The organism is Streptomyces sp. MNU89, from assembly GCF_020982505.1.
GTDB classification, from domain to species: domain Bacteria; phylum Actinomycetota; class Actinomycetes; order Streptomycetales; family Streptomycetaceae; genus Streptomyces; species Streptomyces xinghaiensis.
On sequence record NZ_JAJKLL010000001.1, the window covers coordinates 6936484 to 6955016 of the forward strand.

17 protein-coding genes and 1 pseudogene are annotated in these 18533 nt (G+C 73.3%); 7 read left to right on the top strand and 11 right to left on the bottom strand.

All coding sequences use genetic code 11. The features are described from left to right. Positions 1–139: 139 nt before the first annotated feature. The 4 genes from E4N63_RS29805 to E4N63_RS29820 all read right to left on the bottom strand — a co-directional run bounded on the left by E4N63_RS29805 (position 140) and on the right by E4N63_RS29820 (position 4683). Positions 140–1432, bottom strand: a complete 1293-nt coding sequence (locus E4N63_RS29805; protein WP_230242201.1) for a GNAT family N-acetyltransferase — start codon at positions 1430–1432, stop codon at positions 140–142. 91 nt (positions 1433–1523) lie between these two features. Further along, entirely contained in the window at positions 1524–2378 is an 855-nt protein-coding gene (locus tag E4N63_RS29810) for an SAM-dependent methyltransferase (protein ID WP_230242204.1), read from the bottom strand. 346 nt (positions 2379–2724) lie between these two features. Next, positions 2725–4017, bottom strand: a complete 1293-nt coding sequence (locus E4N63_RS29815) for a copper amine oxidase (protein ID WP_230242206.1) — start codon at positions 4015–4017, stop codon at positions 2725–2727. Positions 4018–4083: 66 nt separating this feature from the next. Then, positions 4084–4683: a Tat pathway signal sequence domain protein gene (locus tag E4N63_RS29820; RefSeq protein ID WP_308188762.1), complete on the bottom strand. Its 600-nt coding sequence runs from the start codon at positions 4681–4683 to the stop codon at positions 4084–4086. Between the two features lie 516 nt (positions 4684–5199). Between E4N63_RS29820 and E4N63_RS29825 the strand changes: the two are divergent. Together E4N63_RS29825 and E4N63_RS29830 are read left to right on the top strand one after the other, a co-directional pair. Further along, positions 5200–5825, top strand: a pseudogene (locus E4N63_RS29825) (TIGR03086 family metal-binding protein). Positions 5826–5891: 66 nt separating this feature from the next. Further along, the gene (locus E4N63_RS29830) at positions 5892–6365 is read left to right on the top strand and encodes a hypothetical protein (protein WP_125626863.1); all 474 of its coding nucleotides are present in this window, start codon (positions 5892–5894) and stop codon (positions 6363–6365) included. A gap of 120 nt (positions 6366–6485) precedes the next feature. Here E4N63_RS29830 and E4N63_RS29835 read toward each other — a convergent pair whose 3' ends face one another. Beyond that, entirely contained in the window at positions 6486–6974 is a 489-nt protein-coding gene (locus tag E4N63_RS29835) for a general stress protein (RefSeq protein ID WP_125626864.1), read from the bottom strand. 247 nt (positions 6975–7221) lie between these two features. On the opposite strand from E4N63_RS29835, the gene E4N63_RS29840 reads away from it, so the two are divergent. Then, on the top strand, positions 7222–8097 hold the full coding sequence (locus tag E4N63_RS29840; protein WP_230242208.1) for a hypothetical protein: 876 nt from the start codon (positions 7222–7224) through the stop codon (positions 8095–8097). A 95-nt stretch (positions 8098–8192) separates the two neighbouring features. On the opposite strand, the gene E4N63_RS29845 is transcribed toward E4N63_RS29840, so the two are convergent. Continuing rightward, entirely contained in the window at positions 8193–9101 is a 909-nt protein-coding gene (locus E4N63_RS29845; RefSeq protein ID WP_230242210.1) for a universal stress protein, read from the bottom strand. A 196-nt stretch (positions 9102–9297) separates the two neighbouring features. Here E4N63_RS29845 and E4N63_RS29850 point away from each other — a divergent pair, with 196 nt between their 5' ends. Further along, complete coding sequence (locus E4N63_RS29850) at positions 9298–9690, top strand: DUF302 domain-containing protein (RefSeq protein ID WP_230242212.1); 393 nt, start codon at positions 9298–9300, stop codon at positions 9688–9690. 168 nt (positions 9691–9858) lie between these two features. On the opposite strand, the gene E4N63_RS29855 is transcribed toward E4N63_RS29850, so the two are convergent. Beyond that, complete coding sequence (locus E4N63_RS29855) at positions 9859–10125, bottom strand: metal-sensitive transcriptional regulator (RefSeq protein ID WP_019707948.1); 267 nt, start codon at positions 10123–10125, stop codon at positions 9859–9861. Positions 10126–10544: 419 nt separating this feature from the next. On the opposite strand from E4N63_RS29855, the gene E4N63_RS29860 reads away from it, so the two are divergent. The 3 genes from E4N63_RS29860 to E4N63_RS29870 all read left to right on the top strand — a co-directional run bounded on the left by E4N63_RS29860 (position 10545) and on the right by E4N63_RS29870 (position 13276). Then, entirely contained in the window at positions 10545–11903 is a 1359-nt protein-coding gene (locus E4N63_RS29860) for an MBL fold metallo-hydrolase (RefSeq protein WP_125626901.1), read from the top strand. A gap of 128 nt (positions 11904–12031) precedes the next feature. Beyond that, complete coding sequence (locus tag E4N63_RS29865; RefSeq protein ID WP_125626900.1) at positions 12032–12394, top strand: rhodanese-like domain-containing protein; 363 nt, start codon at positions 12032–12034, stop codon at positions 12392–12394. Between the two features lie 315 nt (positions 12395–12709). Next, positions 12710–13276: a rhodanese-like domain-containing protein gene (locus E4N63_RS29870; RefSeq protein WP_125626899.1), complete on the top strand. Its 567-nt coding sequence runs from the start codon at positions 12710–12712 to the stop codon at positions 13274–13276. 117 nt (positions 13277–13393) lie between these two features. On the opposite strand, the gene E4N63_RS29875 is transcribed toward E4N63_RS29870, so the two are convergent. From E4N63_RS29875 to E4N63_RS29890, 4 genes are all read right to left on the bottom strand, one after another. Continuing rightward, positions 13394–14854 carry a GH1 family beta-glucosidase gene (locus tag E4N63_RS29875; protein WP_230242215.1) on the bottom strand — a complete coding sequence of 487 codons (1461 nt, stop codon included), beginning with the start codon at positions 14852–14854 and terminating at the stop codon, positions 13394–13396. A gap of 101 nt (positions 14855–14955) precedes the next feature. Continuing rightward, the gene (locus tag E4N63_RS29880) at positions 14956–15882 is read right to left on the bottom strand and encodes a carbohydrate ABC transporter permease (RefSeq protein WP_125627077.1); all 927 of its coding nucleotides are present in this window, start codon (positions 15880–15882) and stop codon (positions 14956–14958) included. 19 nt (positions 15883–15901) lie between these two features. Then, positions 15902–16990, bottom strand: coding sequence for a carbohydrate ABC transporter permease (locus E4N63_RS29885; protein WP_230242217.1), 1089 nt, complete (start codon positions 16988–16990; stop codon positions 15902–15904). Positions 16991–17080: 90 nt separating this feature from the next. Beyond that, the gene (locus E4N63_RS29890; protein WP_230242219.1) at positions 17081–18385 is read right to left on the bottom strand and encodes an ABC transporter substrate-binding protein; all 1305 of its coding nucleotides are present in this window, start codon (positions 18383–18385) and stop codon (positions 17081–17083) included. Positions 18386–18533: the final 148 nt, after the last annotated feature.

Sequence of the window (18533 nt, forward strand, 5' to 3'; positions counted from 1 at the left end):
GGACCCGGTCGACGTCATCGAAAATTTTCGGAAACATTCCGGACGGTCGACGGCCGGGCGCGAGGGCCACCACGCCCCGCCGGGCGCGGTCGTGCACGTCCCCCCGGCCGCCGTCCGCAAGGAATGAGCCGGGGTCCGCTCAGAACCGGTCCGGGCACCAGGGTTCCGTCGTCGTGCGGAGCTGGAGACCGGCGCGGGCGGCGGCGCCGGGCCGCAGCTCCGTCACCAGGCCGGCCGCCGCCAGCTGTGGCACGGTCACCCCGCCCAGGTGGACGGCGCCCAGCGCGGCAGCGTCCAGGCGCAGTTCGGGCTCGGCGGTGGTGGGGGAGAGGCGGCCGGTGCCGTCCTCCGAGGTCTCCAGCAGCCAGCGCCCGGCGAGATGGCCCTCCGGGTCGGAGACGTCGAGCACGGTGCGGCCGGGCACGTCGTAGCGGCGGGCGGCGAAGGCGCGCGGCCCGTCGAGGACGCGGACCCACAGATCGTCGCCCGGCCGCTCGGTCCGCACCGCGGCGCGCGGATTGACCAGCCACAGCGGCAGCGGGTCGTCCGGGGCGATATTGCCGATCGCGATCCGGCGCACCAGATCGGTCTCCAGGGCGTACCGCCACAGCGCGGCGGCGGCCGCGGGGCCGGGGGCGACGTGGTCGAGGACCGTGAGGGTGGCGTCCGGGTCGCCGCCGGTGGTGCGCTGCTCGACGTGGTAGGTGAGCAGTCCGGTGACGCGCCCGTCCCCGTCCCGGTGGGCGGCGGCGAAGAACGGGACGGGCGGGCCGCCGGCGAGGGCCGCCTCACCCGTGATCTCCTCCCAGTGGTCCGGCGGACGGCTGATCGCGCCGTGCCGGGTACGCCGGTAGCGGTCGTACAACTCCGGTGCCACGCGGCGCAGTTCGGCCATCCCGATCAGCTCGATCCGGGCTCCCGGGTCCAGTTCGCCGATGCCGGGCCGCAGACCGCCGGAGCGCGGTACGTCGATGGTCCAGCCGCCGAACCGGGTCGCCCGGCCGAAGCCGAACCGCCCGTAGATGCCGTACTCGGCGGCCGTGAGGAGCGCGAAGACATCGCCGCGCTCCCGGGCGAGCGCGAGATCGCGCCGCATCATCCGGGTGAGCAGCCCGCGCCGGCGGTGGGTGGAGGTGACGGTGACGTCGGCGATCCCGTCGGCGGGCAGCACGGCGCCCCCGGGAACCGTCAGCTCCATCGGGATGCTGCGGAAGGTGCCCACGCACCGCTCGCCGTCCCAGGCGCCGAGGAAGCGCCCCGGCTCGTGGTGCCGGCGCCACCAGTCGGCGGACGGCTCCGCCCCGGGCCCGTGCCGGAGGAAACCGGTGTGGAGGGCGCGCTGCCACTCGGGCCCCTCGCTCTCGCCGACGAGGCGGACTTCGATGCCGGAGCCGCCGTGGCCCGCGGCCCCTGCTGTCATGGTCGTCGTCATGCCCGCACGGTAGGCGGTCCTCCCGGGGCCGGGCACGCGCGTTTCCGGTGGTGCGGAAGAGGGTTCTGCCGCACCACCGGTGTGACGACCCTCAGCGCTTGACGGCCACTCCGGCCCAGAGGCTGACGGCCGCGTCGGTCAGCTCGCCCAGCCTGACCAGTTCCTCGGTCTCCTCGTCCGGGTGCCAGCGGTGCGGCACCTCCAGGCCCGGCTCCACCAGCTCCAGTCCGGTGAAGAACCGCTCCACCTCCGCCTTGCTGCGCACCTGGGCGTTGCCGCCGTCGGCCTTGTAGACGTTGATGGCCTGTTCCCACTCCTCCGGGGCGAAGTCCGGCGTGCACTGGGTGAAGATCAGGTACGAGCCGGGGACGAGTGGCTCCAGCAGGTGCTTGACGATGCCGTGCGGGTCCTGGTCGTCGGTGATGTAGTGGAAGAGGCCGACGAGGCTCAGCGCGACCGGCTGCTCCAGGTCGAGGGTGTCGCGGAGTTCGGCCGATTCGAGGATCGAGCGCGGGTCGGTGATGTCCGCCTCGACATAGGCGGTGCGGCCCTCCGGGGTGCTGCTGAGCAGACCGCGGGCATGGGTGAGCACGATCGGGTCGTTGTCGGCGTAGACGACCCGGGACTCCGGCGCCACTGCCTGCACGACCTCGTGCAGATTGGGACTGGTGGGTATGCCGGTGCCGATGTCGAGGAACTGGCGTATGCCGCGTTCGGCGAGGTAGCGGGCCGCCCGGTGCATGAAGGAGCGGTTGGTGCGGGCCGCGGTGCGGAAACCGGGGAAGGCCTGGAGCAGCTTCTCGGCGACCTCCCGGTCCGGCGGGTAGTGGGTCTTGCCGCCCAGGAAGTAGTCGTAGATGCGTGCGCTGTGATGGCGGTCCAGGCCCAGGTCACGGCCTGTGCCCTCCGGCCGGGTCCGTCCGCCGGGTTGGATGTTGCCGCCCATGTGCGCCCCTTCAATCAGGTGATCGATCGTGTTCGGAATCGTAGCCGCAGCGGAGCCGCGACTCGGTGTTTCCGCCCACCCAACCACCTTGGCCGATAAGCGGGTTGACCGGCCAGGGTCCGGACGTGGCAATCCGCCGGGAGGCACGGGGGTGTTCGAGGGCGGAAACGGGGCGGACGGGCGGACGGGGCGAACCGGGTGGAACGCGGGTGACGGCGGAGCCCCGGGCCACCGGAAGGGGGTTTTCCGGTGGCCCGGGGCGGTCGGTGCCCGGCCGGACGCCGGCCGGGGCGTGGCGGGTCCGCGGACCGCGGACCGCGGACCGCGGACCGCGGGGGGCTGTGGGTCAGTGCGGTGCGCCGTTGTGCCCGGCGAAGTCCGGCGGGGTGAGCGGGCTCATCGCCGTCACATCACGGGGCACGATCTGGAAGCCCTGCCAGTGGACGGGCATCGGGGCCTGGTCCTCGTCCCGCGCGTGGTGGTGGAAGCCGACGTTGACCCAGGTGATGGGGTGCTTGAGGGTCTCGCCGTTCACCCACTTGTCCACGCTCTTGCCGGGGCAGGAGCGGTTGTGGCTGGCGAACTGCTCGCAGGCGTCGTACTGGGTGAAGAACACGTCCTTCTTGGTGTACGGACGCCCGGGGTACTTGCTGCCGTGCCCGAGGGCGAGTTCGTAGCTGCGCGGGTGGTTGTCCTTGTTCTTGCCGGCGGTGCTGACGACGCGCCACCAGCGCTGGTCCGCCGCGTTGCCCGCGAGCTCCTTGGTGACCGTGGTGCGCTTGGTCTTGGTCCGCGGCGTGCCGCCGGCCACCGGGGTCGTCGTGGAGTCGAACTGCTCCACCTTGGCCTTCGGGGAGCCGTCGAGACCGAAGTTGAGCCGCCAGAAGACGTTGTGACTGTGGCTCAGCGCGCGGTCCCTGCTGTTCTTGCCGAGCGGCATGCCGTAGCCGTCGGCCGCGTCGTAGTCACCGGGGGACAGCTCGCCGGTCGCGCCGACCTGGGTGGAGATGGTGCCGTCGTCGGAGAACCGCCACTCGGTGATGTACTCGTAGTAGGCGACCTTGTTGACGGTGTAGACCAGCAGGTCCGTGCCCTGGGCGGTCGACACGCTGCTGCCGTCGTCGGACGCCAGCCGGTAGGCGTGGCCGCGGGCGCGGGTGGTGACGCACACCCCGTTGACGGCGGGCACGTCCGGCAACGTGACCTTCTTCAGGGTGCCGCCCGGGCACTCCTTGGTGCCGAGGTTCGCCACGCCCTCGCCGAAGGAGTAGCCGGTGAGGTCGTCGTACTCGGCCCGGCCGTCGTCGTAGGGGACGTGGATCTGGGCGAGCTTGGCGGTGGTGAGCACCGGGATCGGCCGCGGCTCCCCCTTCGGCTGATAGGTGATCTTGTCCAGGACCAGACCGGCCTTGGTCGTGTAGTGCCAGCACATCCGCCAGGTGGTGCCGCCCGAGAGCTTCTTCTCGATCGTGTAGGCCGCGCTGCAGGGCGCCGCCTGCGGTGCGGAGGGCGCCTGCGGCGCGGTGCCGGCCGCGTTGGCCACCGGGCCGGCGGCGGCCGCGGCGCCGCCCACCAGGGCCGTCAGGGCGAGGGCCGCCCGGGCGCGCTGACGGGCAGGGCTGAGTCGTCGTGTCGACATGCGTGATGACTGCTTTCTGGTCTGCCGGGGCCGGCCGGCACCCGGTGAAGTCGGTGAGGGGGGAGGTCAGCCGATCCGGCTGACGGTGCCGGCGCTGAGATCGATCACCAGATGCCGGACGTCGATCCACGGGCCGTCCGTGACCTTGGTGAACAGCCGCACGCAGCGGTGCTCCCCGCAGGCGCGCACCCGGTCGGGCCCCGCGTTCTCCCCGTCCACCCGGTAGATCATCGCGGTGGTGGTGAGCTGCCCCGGCCCGGTGAGCGCCTTGCCGGTGGCGGCCTTGTAGTCCTGCTTCAGCCCCGCGCCGAGCGGGTCCGCCAGCAGCACCTCGACGGCCTCCACGGCCTCCGCGCGGGTGGGCGGCGGCTGCTCGCCCTCGCGGGTCTCCGTCTTCTCGACCTCCCCGGTCGACAGATTGACGGTCTTCAGGACGAGCTGGTCGTCCTTGTAGTCGTAGAACGACACCTCCGCGCGGCGCGGCGGTGCCGCGTCGTCCACCTCCGACGGCTTCAGCTCGACGAGATCCGTGCCGAGCACCTCCGGGCCCCGGTCGCCCTCCACGTCCTCGCTGCCCGAGCGGAGCCCCGGCGTGAGGGCCAGATGCTCCACGCGCCGCAGCTCGTCCGTCGTCAGCCCGTCCCGGCCCACGCCCCGCTTGCCCACGGGCGGCTCCTCCTCGACCACACCCGCCGGCTGCCGGGCGGCCGCGTCCGCCGCCCGGTCACCGTTCTCCCCGCCGGGCCTCTCCTCCGCGCCGGCGCTGGTCTCCGCGCCGTCGGAGGCCCCGCGCTGCCCGGCAGCGTCACGGCGACCGCGATCGCCGTACCGCTCACCGCGATGGCCGCACCCGCCAACAACTTCCCCACCCGGCGGTGCATCAACGTCCCCACTCGTGCTCCCCATCCCCGTAAGTCTCCACTCGCGCCTGAAGTGCGCGACTGGGCAGGAGGACGCCGTGACGGCGAGCGGGGTTCAGTGCCGTTCCCCTCTTTGCGCGTTACGGCGGCGGCTCCGGGCCCTTCGGGCAACGCCCCGGCCCGGGGGCAGTTCACCGGCGGCGGCACCCGGGGGCGGGCAGGGGCGGCGGGCCGGGGACGGGATCGTGCCGGACGCATCCGGCCGGGTCGGATCCCCGGCCGATGAGTTTCGGCACCCCGGGCGGTCAGGGACAGCATGGACATGCATGCGGAAACCGAATCCGGAACGACCACCGACCCGGCCGTCCCCGACCTCGGCCCGGCGGCGCGCCGCGTCGCCCGGCTCCTGGACGCCATCACCGACGACCACCTCCCCGGCCCCACCCCTGCCCCGAGTACGCCGTCCGCGACCTCCTCCAGCACCTGGTCGGCCTGACCGCCGCCTTCCGCGACGCCGCGCGGAAGAAGCCCGGCCCGGCCACCTCGACCGACCCGGGCTCCGCCCCGCCCGGCCCGCTGGCCGAGGACTGGCGGAGCCTGCTGCCCCGGCAGCTCGGCGACCTCGTCACGGCCTGGCACCGGCCGGAGGCCTGGGAGGGGACGACGATGGCGGGCGGCGTCACGCTTCCCGGGCAGGTGGCGGGCGTCGTCGCGCTGAACGAACTCGTCATCCACGGCTGGGACCTGGCGCGCGCCACCGGCCAGGAGTACACGGCCGACGAGGAGAGCGTCCGGGCCTGTATCGAACTGATGGCACCGTCCGATCCCTCGGGAACCGAGGGCCTCTTCGGGCCGGTGGTCGAGGTCCCGGACGGGGCCCCGGCGCTGGACCGCGCCGTCGGCCTCAGCGGCCGCTCACCCTCCTGGACCCCGCCGGCCACCGGGTGACGGGCAGCGGCGCCGGCCGGTGGCGGAGCGGTTTGACGCGCCTCCGGAAGGGACACCCGCACCGCCATGATGAGCGGACTGCTGAAAGGCGCCCTGGCCGGCGCCGCCGGAACAACCGCCCTGAACGCCGCCACCTACGGGGACATGGTCCTGCGGGCCCGTCCCGCGAGCTCGGTGCCGGAACACGCCGTCGACGACCTCGCGAAGCGGGCCGGCCACCCGGTCCCGGGCCGGGGCGAGGACCGGGACAACCGGCTCTCCGGGCTGGGCGCCCTCTCCGGGATCGCGGTGGGCGTCGGGACCGGCGCCGCGCTCGGCGTGCTGCGCCGGGCCGGGCTGCGGCTCCCGCTGTGGCTCGGCGGGGCCGCCGCCGGGGTGCTGGCCATGGCGGCCACCGACCTGCCGATGGCCCGGCTCGGTGTGACCAGTGACCCCCGCTCCTGGTCGGCCCCGGACTGGGTGAGCGACCTCGTCCCGCACCTCCTCTACGGCTATGTCACCGGCGCTGCTCTGGAGGCGATGGACCCGGACGGTCCCTGAGGGTCCGGGAGCCCCGACACCGGAGGGCGGGCGGGAGCCGGAGGACGCGGGACGGGCCCGGCCCGGGGGATGTCCCGGACCGGGCCCGTCCCGCGGTACACGGAGGGCCGGCGAGAGCCGTCAGGTGCCGGTGAGCCCGGCCCGCTGGAGGATGGCCCGGGCCTCCTCCGCCTTCCCGCCCCGCACGACGACGTCGTAGCGGGAGGCGACCAGCCGCCGGGTGGACGCGAAGTCACGGCGCCCGCCGGTCGCGGCGTGCCCGACGAAACCGAAGACGGCACCCCAGGCCGCGCCGATGAGGACACCGCCCAGGATCAGCCCGAGCCAGACCGGCCCGGTGGTGAAGAGCCCCACGAGCAGCCCGATCAGCAGACCGAACCAGGCACCGCCCGCCGCTCCCGCGGCCGCCGCGCGCCCCTTGGTGAGGCGGCCGGTGACGTGCTCCACCAGACGCAGCCCCGACCCGACGATGTCGATGTGCTCCACGGGGAACTTCTCGTCGGAGAGCCGGTCGACCGCGGCCTGGGCCTCCTCGTACGCGTCGTAACTCGCCACCGTGTTCCATGCGGCGCTGATCGGGTCCAGCGGCCGCGCATCGGTCTCGGACATCACGACCCCCTTTCGGTACAGAGGTTTCGGTACAGGGGTGAGGTCACGCTCCGGGTGCCCGGCGGGCCGGGGACTACGCACCGCACGCCCGGCCGGTACACGGCGTGTCCCCGTGCCTCCGGCGGACGGCCGGGCCGGGGCGCGGTGCGCGGGCGCACGGTGAGCCGGAAGGAGGCCCGGGCTGCCGCGCACCCGGCCGGCGCGGGTATGTTGACCGGCACCCGCACCCCAGGAGAGCCGCCCCGCCATGCCGTCCGACCGCCCGCGCCTGCTCTACGTCACCGACCCCGCCTATCCCGCGCGCGGCCGCCGCTACGGCGACGAGGACCTCGCCCTCTCCGCGCGGCTCCGCGAGGACTTCACCGTCGCCCTGTGCCACCCGCTGGACGCGGCGGACCTCATGGCCGCCTTCGATGTTGTACTGATCCGCAACAGCGGACCCGTCACCCACTACCAGGCCGCCTTCGACGCCTTCCGCGACCGGGCCCTGGCCGGCGGTGTGCGCGTCCAGCCGTCGCTGACCGGCCGGGGGGACATGGCGGGCAAGGGGTATCTGGCCGAGCTGAGCGCCGCCGGATACCCCGTGATCCCGACCGCGGCCCGCCGCGAGGACCTGGCGGCGCTGCCCGCGGCGGACGAGTACGCCGTCAAGCCGCTGCGCGGCGCCGATTCGCACGGCCTGGTCTTCCTCACCCCGGACCGGCTGGGGGAGGTCCGCTTCGGTGACGTCCTGGTCCAGCCGCGCATCCGCTTCCGGTACGAGGTGTCCTTCTACTTCGTCGACCGCGTCTTCCAGTACGCCCTGTACGGGCCCCGCCCCGAGGAGCGCTGGCGGCTGAAGCCCTACGAGGCGGGCCCGGAGGACCTGCGGTTCGCCCGCCGCTTCGTGGAGTGGAACCCCGCGGACCACGGCGTCCAGCGGGTCGACGCCTGCCGCACCGCGGACGGGGAGCTGCTGCTCGTCGAACTGGAGGACCTCAACCCGTATCTCTCCCTGGACCTGGTCGACGAGGACACCTGCGAGCGCTTCGTCGCCGCGCTCAAGAACTCCCTGCACCGGCTGGCCGCCACGGGGCAGGCGGAGCCCACCGGTGCCGTGGGGCGGGGCGGCCCCGCGGCGTAGGGCCTCTCGTCCGGACCGGGCCGGGCTCGGCGGGGTCCGGTACCACGCCTCGCCGCGTTGTCACCGGTTGCCGCAACTCCGCCCCGGCGCCCGGCTCAGTCGCCGGCCGGCCGGACCGGTACGACGGCGACCGGGCAGGCGGCGGTGTGCAGCACCTCCGCGCTCACGGAACCCAGCAGCGCCCGCCGCACCCCGGTACGGCCGTGGGAGCCGACGACCACCAGCTCCGCGTCGTGCGACGCCTCCGTCAGCGCGGTGGCGGGCCGCCCGGCGACATGGCGCGTGGTGACCGTGACGTTGGGGTACTCGTGCCGCCAGGCCGTGGCCAGGTCCTCCAGGCCGCCCGGTGTCCGGTCGAGGGCCTCCCGGCCCTCCCCGGCCGGCGCGGCGGGTTCCGCGGCCGACGGCTGCGGCCGGGGGCCCGCGCCCAGCAGGGTCAGCTCCGTCCCCCGCAGCGCGGCCTCCGCGAAGGCGAAGCGCAGCGGTTCGGCCGGCAGGTCGGCCGTGTCCACGCCGACGACGACGCGGTGCGGGGGACGGGCCGTGGTCCGTCCCGGCCGTACGACGATCACCGGGCACTCGGCGTGCGTCGCCACCTGCCAGCTCACCGAGCCCAGCGGCAGCCGGGGGAAGCCGCCGGTGCCCCGGTGCCCGACGACCACCAGCGACACCCGCGCGGAGCGGTCGACCAGCGCCGCGGCCGGGCGTCCCGCGAACGGCTCCGCCACCACGTTCAGCCCCGGGTGCTCGGCGTGCGCCTGCGCGGTGAAGGGCGCCAGCACGGCCGCGGCCTGCGCCTGCGGGGCGGAGACCTCCCGGTAGATCTCGGCCGCGCCGGCCGGCAGCGGCCACTCCACGGCGTGCAGGATGTGCAGCGGCAGGCCCCGGCGCGCCGCCTCCGCCGCCGCGTGCCGCACCACGATCTGCTGGTCGTGCGCGTCGTCGACGCCCACGAGGACGGGGCCCGGCCCGGTGTCCCCGGGTGCCGGATCCTGCTCCACCATGGCGGCTCCCTCGCGCGAACGGGTGGCGCCCGGCCGGGGGCTGCGCGGCCCGCCGGCGGACGCCGTACCGGTATCCCCGGCACCCGCTCCGTAAACGCGGGGCCCGCGGGCCGTCCGGGGCGGGTGTGCGGGCCGGGACACCGGGAAGGGCTCCGACTGTCCCCGGAACATCGCGGCACCGCTGAGGAGAAGAGCAATGGAGTACGCCCGCACCATCACCCTGGACCTCCCCTACGACCAGGCCGTTCCCCGGGTGAAGGAGGCGTTCGCGGAGCAGGGGTTCGGCACGCTCACCGAGATCGACGTCCGCGCGACGCTGAAGAACAAGATCGGCGAGGACATCGAGGACTACGTCATCCTGGGGGCCTGCAACCCGCACCTCGCCCACCGGGCCCTGGACATCGAGCGGGAGATCGGCCTGCTGCTGCCCTGCAACGTCGTGGTGCGCGCCGCGGGGGACGGGACGACCCTGGTCCAGGCGCTGGACCCGGGGGTCATGGTCAGTGTGCCGGGCCGGTCGGAGATGGAGCCGGTGGCGGAGGAGGCCGGCCGGCGCATCCAGGCCGCTCTGGACGCCCTGGCGGGCTGACGGCCCGAACGGCCCGGCGGGCTGATCCGGCGCGCCGGGCGCGCGGCCGGACGACCGGGTCTCCCGGGCATGGAACCGGCCGGGGTCCCGGAGAGAACGGTCTCTCCGGGACCCCGGCCGGTTCCGCTGTGCGCGGGGCGCCGTGGGCCGTCCGCCGAGGGGGCCGGGTCAGGCGAGAGCGAGGAAGAGCTTCTCCAGTTCCTGCTCGCTCATCGGGGGCGTGTCCTCGTCGGCCGCCGCCATGCACTGCCGCATACCGCTGGCCACGATCTTGAATCCGGCCCGGTCCAGTGCGCGGGACACGGCGGCGAGCTGGGTCACGACATCCTTGCAGTCACGCCCGGCCTCGATCATGGCGATCACGCCTGCCAGCTGTCCCTGGGCGCGGCGCAGACGGTTGAGCACCGCGCCGACAGCTTCCTCGTCCACCTGCATTCGGACGCCTCCTTCATACCGGTTGTTCATGGTACCCGGGCTGGTATGGGTCCGGGCGCGGTGTCCGGCTGCCGGACGGCGGCACCCGGGCGGGGAGGGAAGTGACTCCGGGCCGGGGCGGGCTTCCTGCCACCGGTGCCGATGGCGTACCGTAGCCGCCCTCGCATACCCCATCGGGTATGGGGAACGCGGTCTCGTGCCGGAACATTCCCCGGCCTGCCCGCGGGCGGTGCCGGCAGGGTGCCCGCCGCCCCCGGCGGGCCTCCCGGGCTGTGGTGCCGCGGCTCCGGAGCGGGTCGCCGGATGTCCCCGGGGAGGGGCTCGGCGGGGCCCCTCCGCGTCCCGGGAAATACGGGCGGGGGTATAGGGTGTTGTGGCGGACATACCCCCCTAGGTATTTGAGGAAGCAGGAGGAGCGCATGTACTTCGTCGAGACTCTGGCCCTGGAAGGTCTGGGTAACCGCAGCTACCTGGCCGGCGGGCGGACCGCCGCCGTGGCCGTGGACCCGCCCCGCGACATCGACCAGGTTCTCGCCGCGGCCACCCGCCGCGGAGTGCGCATCACCCACGTCGTGGAGACCCACATCCACAACGACTACGTGACCGGCGGCCTGCAGCTCGCCCGCCTCACCGGAGCCCGCTACCTGGTGCCCGCCGGAGCGAACGTCTCGTTCTCCCGCGTCCCCGTCGCCGACGGCGACACGGCGGAGCTGGAGGAGGGCGTCGCCGTACGGGCGGTCGCCACCCCCGGCCACACCCCCCACCACACCTCCTACGTCCTGGAGGACGGCGGAGTGCCGGTGGCCGCCTTCACCGGCGGCTCCCTGCTGATCGGCACCGTCGGCCGCCCCGACCTCGTCGAGCCGCGGCTGACCGAGGAGCTGGCCCGCGCGCAGCACGCCTCCGCGCACCGGCTGGCCGAGCTCCCCGACGAGGTGAAGGTCCTGCCCACCCACGGCTTCGGGAGCTTCTGCTCCTCCTCGCAGGCCGAGGGCGAGTCCACCACCATTGGCCGCGAGAAGACCGGCAACGACGCCCTGACCAAGGACGTCGACACCTTCGTCGCCGACATGCTGGCCGGCCTGGACGCCGTCCCCGCCTACTACACGCACATGGGCCCGGCCAACGCCGAGGGCCCCGGCCCGGTCGACCTGACCGCGCCCCGCCGGGCCGATGCCGCCGAGATCGCGGCACGACTGGCCGCCGGGGAGTGGGTCGTGGACCTGCGCAACCGCGTCGCCTTCGCGGAGGGCCACGTCGCCGGCGCGTTCAACTTCGAGCTCGAAGGACAGCTCGCCACCTACCTGGCCTGGCTGATCCCGTGGGGCAAGCCGGTGACCCTGCTCGCCGAGACCCCCGAGCAGATCACCGCCGCGCAGCGCGAACTGGTCCGGGTCGGCATCGACCGCCCGGCGGCCGCCGCCACCGGCACCCCCGCCGAGTGGGTGGAGAACCCGGACGCGCTGCGCTCCTTCCGCCGCTCGGACTTCGCCACGCTGGCGAAGGAGATCGGGCGCGGCGCGGAGACGGTCGTCCTGGACGTCCGGCGCGACTCCGAGCGGGCCGGCGCCCGGATCCGCGGATCCGTCCACATCCCCATCCACGAGCTGCACGGCCGGCTCGGCGAGATACCGGAGGGCACGGTGTGGGTGCACTGCGCCGGCGGTATGCGCGCCGGGATCGCCGCGTCGATGCTGGACGCCATGGGCCGCGAGGTGGTGGCCGTGGACGACGGCTTCGACAACGCCCGCGAAGAGGGCCTCGTCGAGAACGGCTGACCCTCCGCCCCCGGAACCGGTGGCCCGCGGCCGCCGAGGACCCGGCCGCGGGCCACCGCCCCCATCGTCCGATCCGTCCCTCTGGTCCTCTCCCCGTCCCGCTGTTCGTGCAGTCACCCGGAGATTCCATGACCCTTCCGCACCGCCCCCGCACCCCCGAGATCACCGTGACCGAGGCCGTCGAGCGAGCCCGGAGCGGCCACGCCGTCCTGCTCGACGTCCGGGAGACCCCCGAGTTCACGGCCGGGCACGCCCCGGACGCCGTCTTCCTGCCGCTCTCCGCGCTGGCCGCCGGCGCGGACCTCCCGGCCGAGGCGCGGGGACGCCCGGTGCTGGCCCTCTGCCGCTCGGGCAACCGCTCCCGGCAGGCGACCGAGATCCTGAACGGCCGCGGCATCGACACCGTCAACGTCGCGGGCGGTATGCGCGCCTGGGAGCAGGCCGGGCTGCCGGTCCGCACGGCGGGCGGCGGCCCCGGCCAGGTCCTCTGACCCGCCCCGCCTCCGCGACCCACCCGATCGCCCCGGCCGTCCGGCCGGGGCGATCGCGCTGCCGGGAGACGGAAAGCACAAGGGGCGCCGGGGCCGCGGGGCCGATGGCCGGACCGCGACACCTGAGGATGCCCCTGCGGGTATGGTGTGGGCCGCCGCCGGTTCCTCCCGTCCGTCCACCGGACGGCGGGGAAGCCGCCGCTCGCCCAGGACGTACCCTGACCGACCGGGTACGTTGCCGCGCCCGGCCCCCACCGGCAGGCACCCCCAGCAGGCCCCGAACCCGTATGCGCGACGAGTAAGGACCCGGAATCCATGAGCTCGGCTCTGACCCCCCAGCAACTGCACCCCCGCCTGGACCACCTCACCGTCATAGACGTGCGCACCCCCGGTGAGTACGCGGGCGGCCACATCCCCGGTGCCCTCAACATCCCGCTCGACCAGCTCCGGCGCGCCCTGCCCGAGCTGCGGGAAGCGGCCGGGCGCGGCGAGCTCGCCGTGGTCTGCGCCTCCGGCTCCCGCTCGCAGCAGGCGTGCGAGGAGCTCACCGCGGCCGGTGTCCCCGCCGCGACCCTCGTCGGCGGCACCGACGCCTGGGCGGAGCACGGCCATCCGCTCGACCGGCCCGGGAGCGGCCGCCCGGCCTGGGCGATGGACCGGCAGGTCCGGCTGGTGGCCGGCTCCCTGGTCCTGCTCGGCCTGGTCCTCGGCCTCTTCTTCCCCATGGCGCGGTGGATCTCGGCGTTCATCGCCGGCGGACTGGTCTTCTCCGCCCTCACCAACACCTGCGGCATGGCCGTCATGCTGGGCAAGCTGCCGTACAACAACCGGCCGCGCGGCGGCGCCGACCTGGACACCACCCTGGCGGAACTCCGCGGCTGACGGCACGGCGCCGCCCCCGGTGCGCTTCCCCACCGCAGGAAGCGGGGGCGCACCCGGGGCGGCGCGGTGTCCGGAGCCGGCCGGACCCCGTGATCCCGGCCGGGCTCCGGAGGTCCGTCAGCTCGTGCCGTCCGCGGCCGGCGGCAGGACGTTGCTCCGCGCCACCCCCGCGTACCAGCGGGCGCTCGACTTCGGAATGCGCGTGCCGGTCGGGTAGTCCACGTACACCGCGCCGAACCGCTTGCTGTAGCCGTAGCCCCACTCGAAGTTGTCGAGCAGCGACCAGAGGAAGTAGCCGCGGACGTCCACCCCGGCCGCGATCGCCCGGTGCACGGCGTCGAGATGGCCGTGGAGGTAGCCGATCCGGCCCGGGTCGCGCACCTCGCCCTCCGGACCGGCGTAGTCGTCGAAGGCCGCGCCGTTCTCCGTGATCATCAGCGGCAGCCCGGGAACGTCGTCCCGGACCCGGAGCAGCAGGTCGTACAGCCCGCTCGGGTCGACGGCCCACCCCATGGCCGTGGTGTCGCCGGGCGGCAGATGGAAGGCGACCCGGTCGCCGCCCGGCCAGGGGCTGTACGGGCTGGCGCCGTGCCCGTCCGAGCGGTGCGCTCCGGCCTCGGCGGCGGCCGAGACGAGGGTCGGCGTGTAGTAGTTGACGCCCAGGAAGTCCAGCGGCTGCCTGATCTCGGCGGTGTCGCCGTCCCGGACGAACGACCAGTCCGTCAGATGCGCGGTGTCGGCCAGGGTGTCGGCCGGGTACGCGCCCTGCAGCATGGGCCCGGTGAAGACCCGGTTGGCGACGCCGTCGATCCGGCGGACCGCGTCCGCGTCCTCGGCGCTGTCCGTCAGCGGCCGTACGTGGTGCAGGTTGAGGGTGACGGACACCTTGGTGCCGGCGGGCGTTCCGGAGCGCAGCGCCTGGACGGCCAGCCCGTGCCCGAGGTTGAGGTGGTGCGCCGCGCGGAGCGCCGCCACCTGGTCGGTGCGGCCCGGGGCGTGCACCCCGGATCCGTAGCCGAGGAAGGCGCTGCACCAGGGCTCGTTGAGGGTGGTCCAGGTCCGCACCCGGTCGCCGAGCGCCTCGGCGGCCAGGGCCGCGTAGTCGGCGAAACGGTGGGAGGTCTCCCGCTGCGGCCAGCCGCCGGCGTCCTCCAGATCCTGGGGGAGGTCCCAGTGGTAGAGGGTGGCGACCGGCTGGATGCCCTTCTCCAGCAGTTCGTCGGTGAGCCGGCGGTAGAAGTCCAGGCCCTTCTGCAGGGCCGGACCGCGCCCGGTGGGCTGGACGCGCGGCCAGGAGATGGAGAACCGGTAGGCCCCCACCCCCAGATCCGCCATGATCGCGACGTCCTCGCGCCAGCGGTGGTAGTGGTCGGTGGCGATGTCCCCGGTGTCGCCGTTGCGCACCTTCCCGGGCGTGCGGGAGAAGGTGTCCCAGATGGAGGGGGTGCGGCCGTCGATGTCGGCGGCGCCCTCGATCTGGTAGGCGGCGGTGGCGGTGCCCCAGAGGAAGCCGGGCGGGAAGGCGCGGCCGCCGGTGGACTCCGCGGCGGGGGCGGTCGTACGGGTTGCTGAGGACACGAGGGGTCCTTCCACGGTGCGGTGGTACGGAGGGAGGGAGGAGAAGGGCAGCCGGGGTGGACCGGAGGCTGCCCGGTGGGGGAGGAGGGAGGGACGGGCCGTCAGCCCTTGACCGCGCCCTGCATGATCCCGCCGACGATCTGGCGGCCGAAGACCACGAACATCAGCAGCAGCGGCAGCGTGCCGAGCAGAGCGCCGGCCATGATGACCGACTGGTCCCGCACATAACCCGCGCTGAGCTGGGTCAGGGCGACCGGGATCGTGGGGTTGCTCATGTCCAGCGCGATGAACGGCCAGAAGAAGTCGTTCCAGGCGTGCACGAACGTGATCATGAAGATGACGGCCATCGCCGGGCGCGCGACGGGCAGCACGATGCTCCAGAAGATCCGCAGCGAGTGCGCGCCGTCGACCCGGCCGGCCTCGATGAGCTCGTCCGGCAGCGCCTCGCTGAGGTACTGCCGCATGAAGAACACACCGACCGCGCTGACCAGGGTCGGGAAGATGACGGCGGGCAGCTTCTGGCCCCAGCCCAGCTCGCTCATCATCATGAACAGCGGCACGACGCCGAGCTGGGGCGGCACCATCATCGTGCCGATGACCAGCGTCATCAGGACGTTGCGGCCCTTGAAGCGCAGCTTGGCGAAGGCGAAGCCGGCCAGGGTGGCGAAGAGCACCGTGGACAGGGCGATCGTCCCGGCCACGATGGTGCTGTTGATCAGGGCCTGCCCCATCGCGGCGTCCTCCCAGGCCGCCGCCAGGTTCTTGAAGAGGTTCGGGCCCGGCAGGAAGGGCGGAGGGGTCTGGCTGACCCGGGTGTTGTCGGTCGAGGCCGCCACCATCGTCCAGTACAGCGGGAAGATGGAGAGGAGGGCGGCCAGGATCAGCAGGGCGTAGGAGAGCGGGCCGGCGTGGTGCTGGCGGCCCGCCCGGGGGCGCAGCCGCAGCCGGTTGCGGGCCGGGAACGGCGCCGAACTCGGAGGGGACTTGCGGGGGTTGGCCGCCCGGCCGGGGACGGTTTCGGTGGTCATGGTGGTTACCGCTCCCTGGTCAGGACGAGGACGAGGACAAGGACGACGCGGACGGGGAGGCGGGTGGCGGCGCGGCCGGCGCGGGCCGGGCCGCGGCCTGCCGGGACGCCATCAGGCGCTTGATGAGGCGCTGCGCCACGAAGACCAGGATGAGCAGCAGGAACATCGTCCACGCGACCGTGGCCGCCCGCCCCATCTGGTAGTTCTTCCAGCCCTCCTCGTACAGCAGCAGCCCGAGGGTCTGGTACTGGTTGTTCACGCCGCCCGTGATGCCGTTCGGGCCCTGGCCGAAGATCAGCGGTTCGCCGAAGAGCTGGGTGGAACCGATGGTGGAGAGCACGATGGTGAAGACGATCGTGGGACGGATGCCGGGGATGGTCACCGTGCGGAACTGCTGCCAGCGCGTGGCGCCGTCGATGGCCGCGGCCTCGTACCGGTCCTTGGGGATGGCCTGCATCGCCGCCAGGTACAGCAGGGCGTTGTAGCCGGTCCACCGCCAGATCACGATGGAGGAGATGGCGAACTGGGCGGGCCACTTCTGGCTCTCCCAGTCGACGTTGTCGAAGCCGAAGAGGCTCAGAAACCAGTTGATCATGCCGAAGTCGCGCTCGAACAGCATGGTGAAGACGAGCGCGGCGGCGCCGACGGACGTCGCGTACGGGGTGAGGGCCGCGACCCGGAAGAAGGCCGAGCCCCGCATCCGGTAGTTCAGCAGATGGGCCAGGCCCAGGGCCATCAGCAGCTGCGGGACGGCGGAGATCACGCCGATGGTGGCGGTGTTGGCGACCGCGTTCCAGAACCGCTCGTCCTGCAGGAGCTCGGTGTAGTTCTGCAGCCCCTGCCACACCATCACGTCCATGGTGGCGAGTTCCACGTCGTGGAGGGAGATCCAGGACGTGTAGAGCAGCGGGTAGAAGCTGAACGCCGCGAAGATCACGAAGAACGGGGCGATGAACGTGTAGGGCGCGGCTCCCACGTCCAGCCGGTGGAAGAGGTTGCGCCGGCGCTGCCGGGTGTCCTTGGAGCCGCCGGAGCCGGGCCCTCCGGGGGCGTCGGCCGGGGCGTCCTGTGGCCCGTCGGCCGGGGGTACCGAGGTGGAGGTGGCCACGGAGGGCTTCCTTCCGTCAAGTCGTGGGCGGGGCGGGCGGAGCCCGGTGGCCGCCGCGGGCGGGGCGGCCACCGGGCGTCACGGGGTGGGTCAGCCGACGGCCTTCTCGATGCGCTCGTTGGTGGTCTTCCGCGCCTCGGAGGGGCTCTTGCCCTGCTCGATCAGCTGGAGGCCCTGGGAGAAGATGTCCTTGATGGTGCCGTCCTTGCGGCCCAGGACCTGCTCCTCGGGGATGTCCTTGGCGGCGGCGCCGAAGATCTCACCGATCGGCGCGTCGTTGAAGTACTCCGACTTCGCCCCGGAGACCGCCGGGTCCTTCAGCGCCTCCTCGGAGGACGGGAAGTTGCCCAGCTCCTGGAAGAGGTACGCCTGCTGCTCCGGCGCGGTCAGCCAGGCGACCAGCTTCTTGGCCTCCTCCTTCACCGGGCTGCTGTCCATGACACCGAGGAAGGAACCGCCCCAGTTGGCGCCCTTCGGAGCCTCGGCCACGTCCCACTTGCCCTTGTTCTCCGGGCCGGCCTTCTCGCTGATGTGGGCGAGCATCCAGGCCGGGCAGACGGTGGTGGCGAAGGTGCTGTTCGCCAGTCCCGGGTCCCAGCCGGGCTGGAACTGCCGCAGCTTGGCGGTCAGTCCGGCCGTCGCGGTCTCCGAGGCCAGGTCCCAGGCCTCCTGGACGGCGGGGTTCGACGTGTGGATCAGTTCGCCGTTCTTGTCATAGAACTGCTCGGAGTTGCCGTAGATCATGGCGTTGAAAAGACCCGAGGCGCTGTCCAGATAGGCGGCCTTGTCGTCCTTGAGGCCCTTCTTGAACTTCTTGCCGGTCTCGACGTACTCGGACCAGTCGTTCTCCCAGAGCTTGGCCACCTCCTCGCGGTCGCCGGGCAGGCCGGCCTTCTCGAAGAGGTCCTTGCGGTAGCAGACGGCCATCGGGCCGATGTCCGTGCCCAGGCCGATGATCTTGTCCTTGGGGGTGGTCACCTGGCTGAGCTTCCAGGGGAGGAAGTGGTCGATGCCCTCCACGTCCGACAGGTCCGCGAACTTGTCGGCCTGGGTGTCGACGAGCTCCTTGGCCCGGCCGATCTCGATGCCCTGGATGTCCTTCAGGCCGCTCCCGGCCGCCAGCCGCGTCTGCAGGGCCGTGTAGTACGTCTGCTCGTCGCCGGCCACGTCGGCTTCGACGACGACGTCCGGGTTCTCCTTCATGTAGCGCTTCAGGAGTTCGGTCTCCTTGAAGCCCATCACTCCGAAGAGCCCCATGGTGATCTTGGTCTTGCCGTCGTCCGTCTTCCCGCTCTCACCGTCCCCGCCCCCGCAGCCCGCGACGAGCGCGAGGGAGAGAGCGGCCGAGACGGCGGCTACGACTCTTGTACCAACTGCCTTGCGGACACTGCCCATGACGTCCTCCTAGTGGCGGCGCCGGAGCGCCGGAGCCTTGGCTCTTCGAGGCTGTCCCCCCGAGCTGGGCTAGGGTGGGACCGTTCCCATCGCCGGGTGGGAACGATCCCACCGGGGTTGCTGATGACTGTGTGACCGAAAACGGATG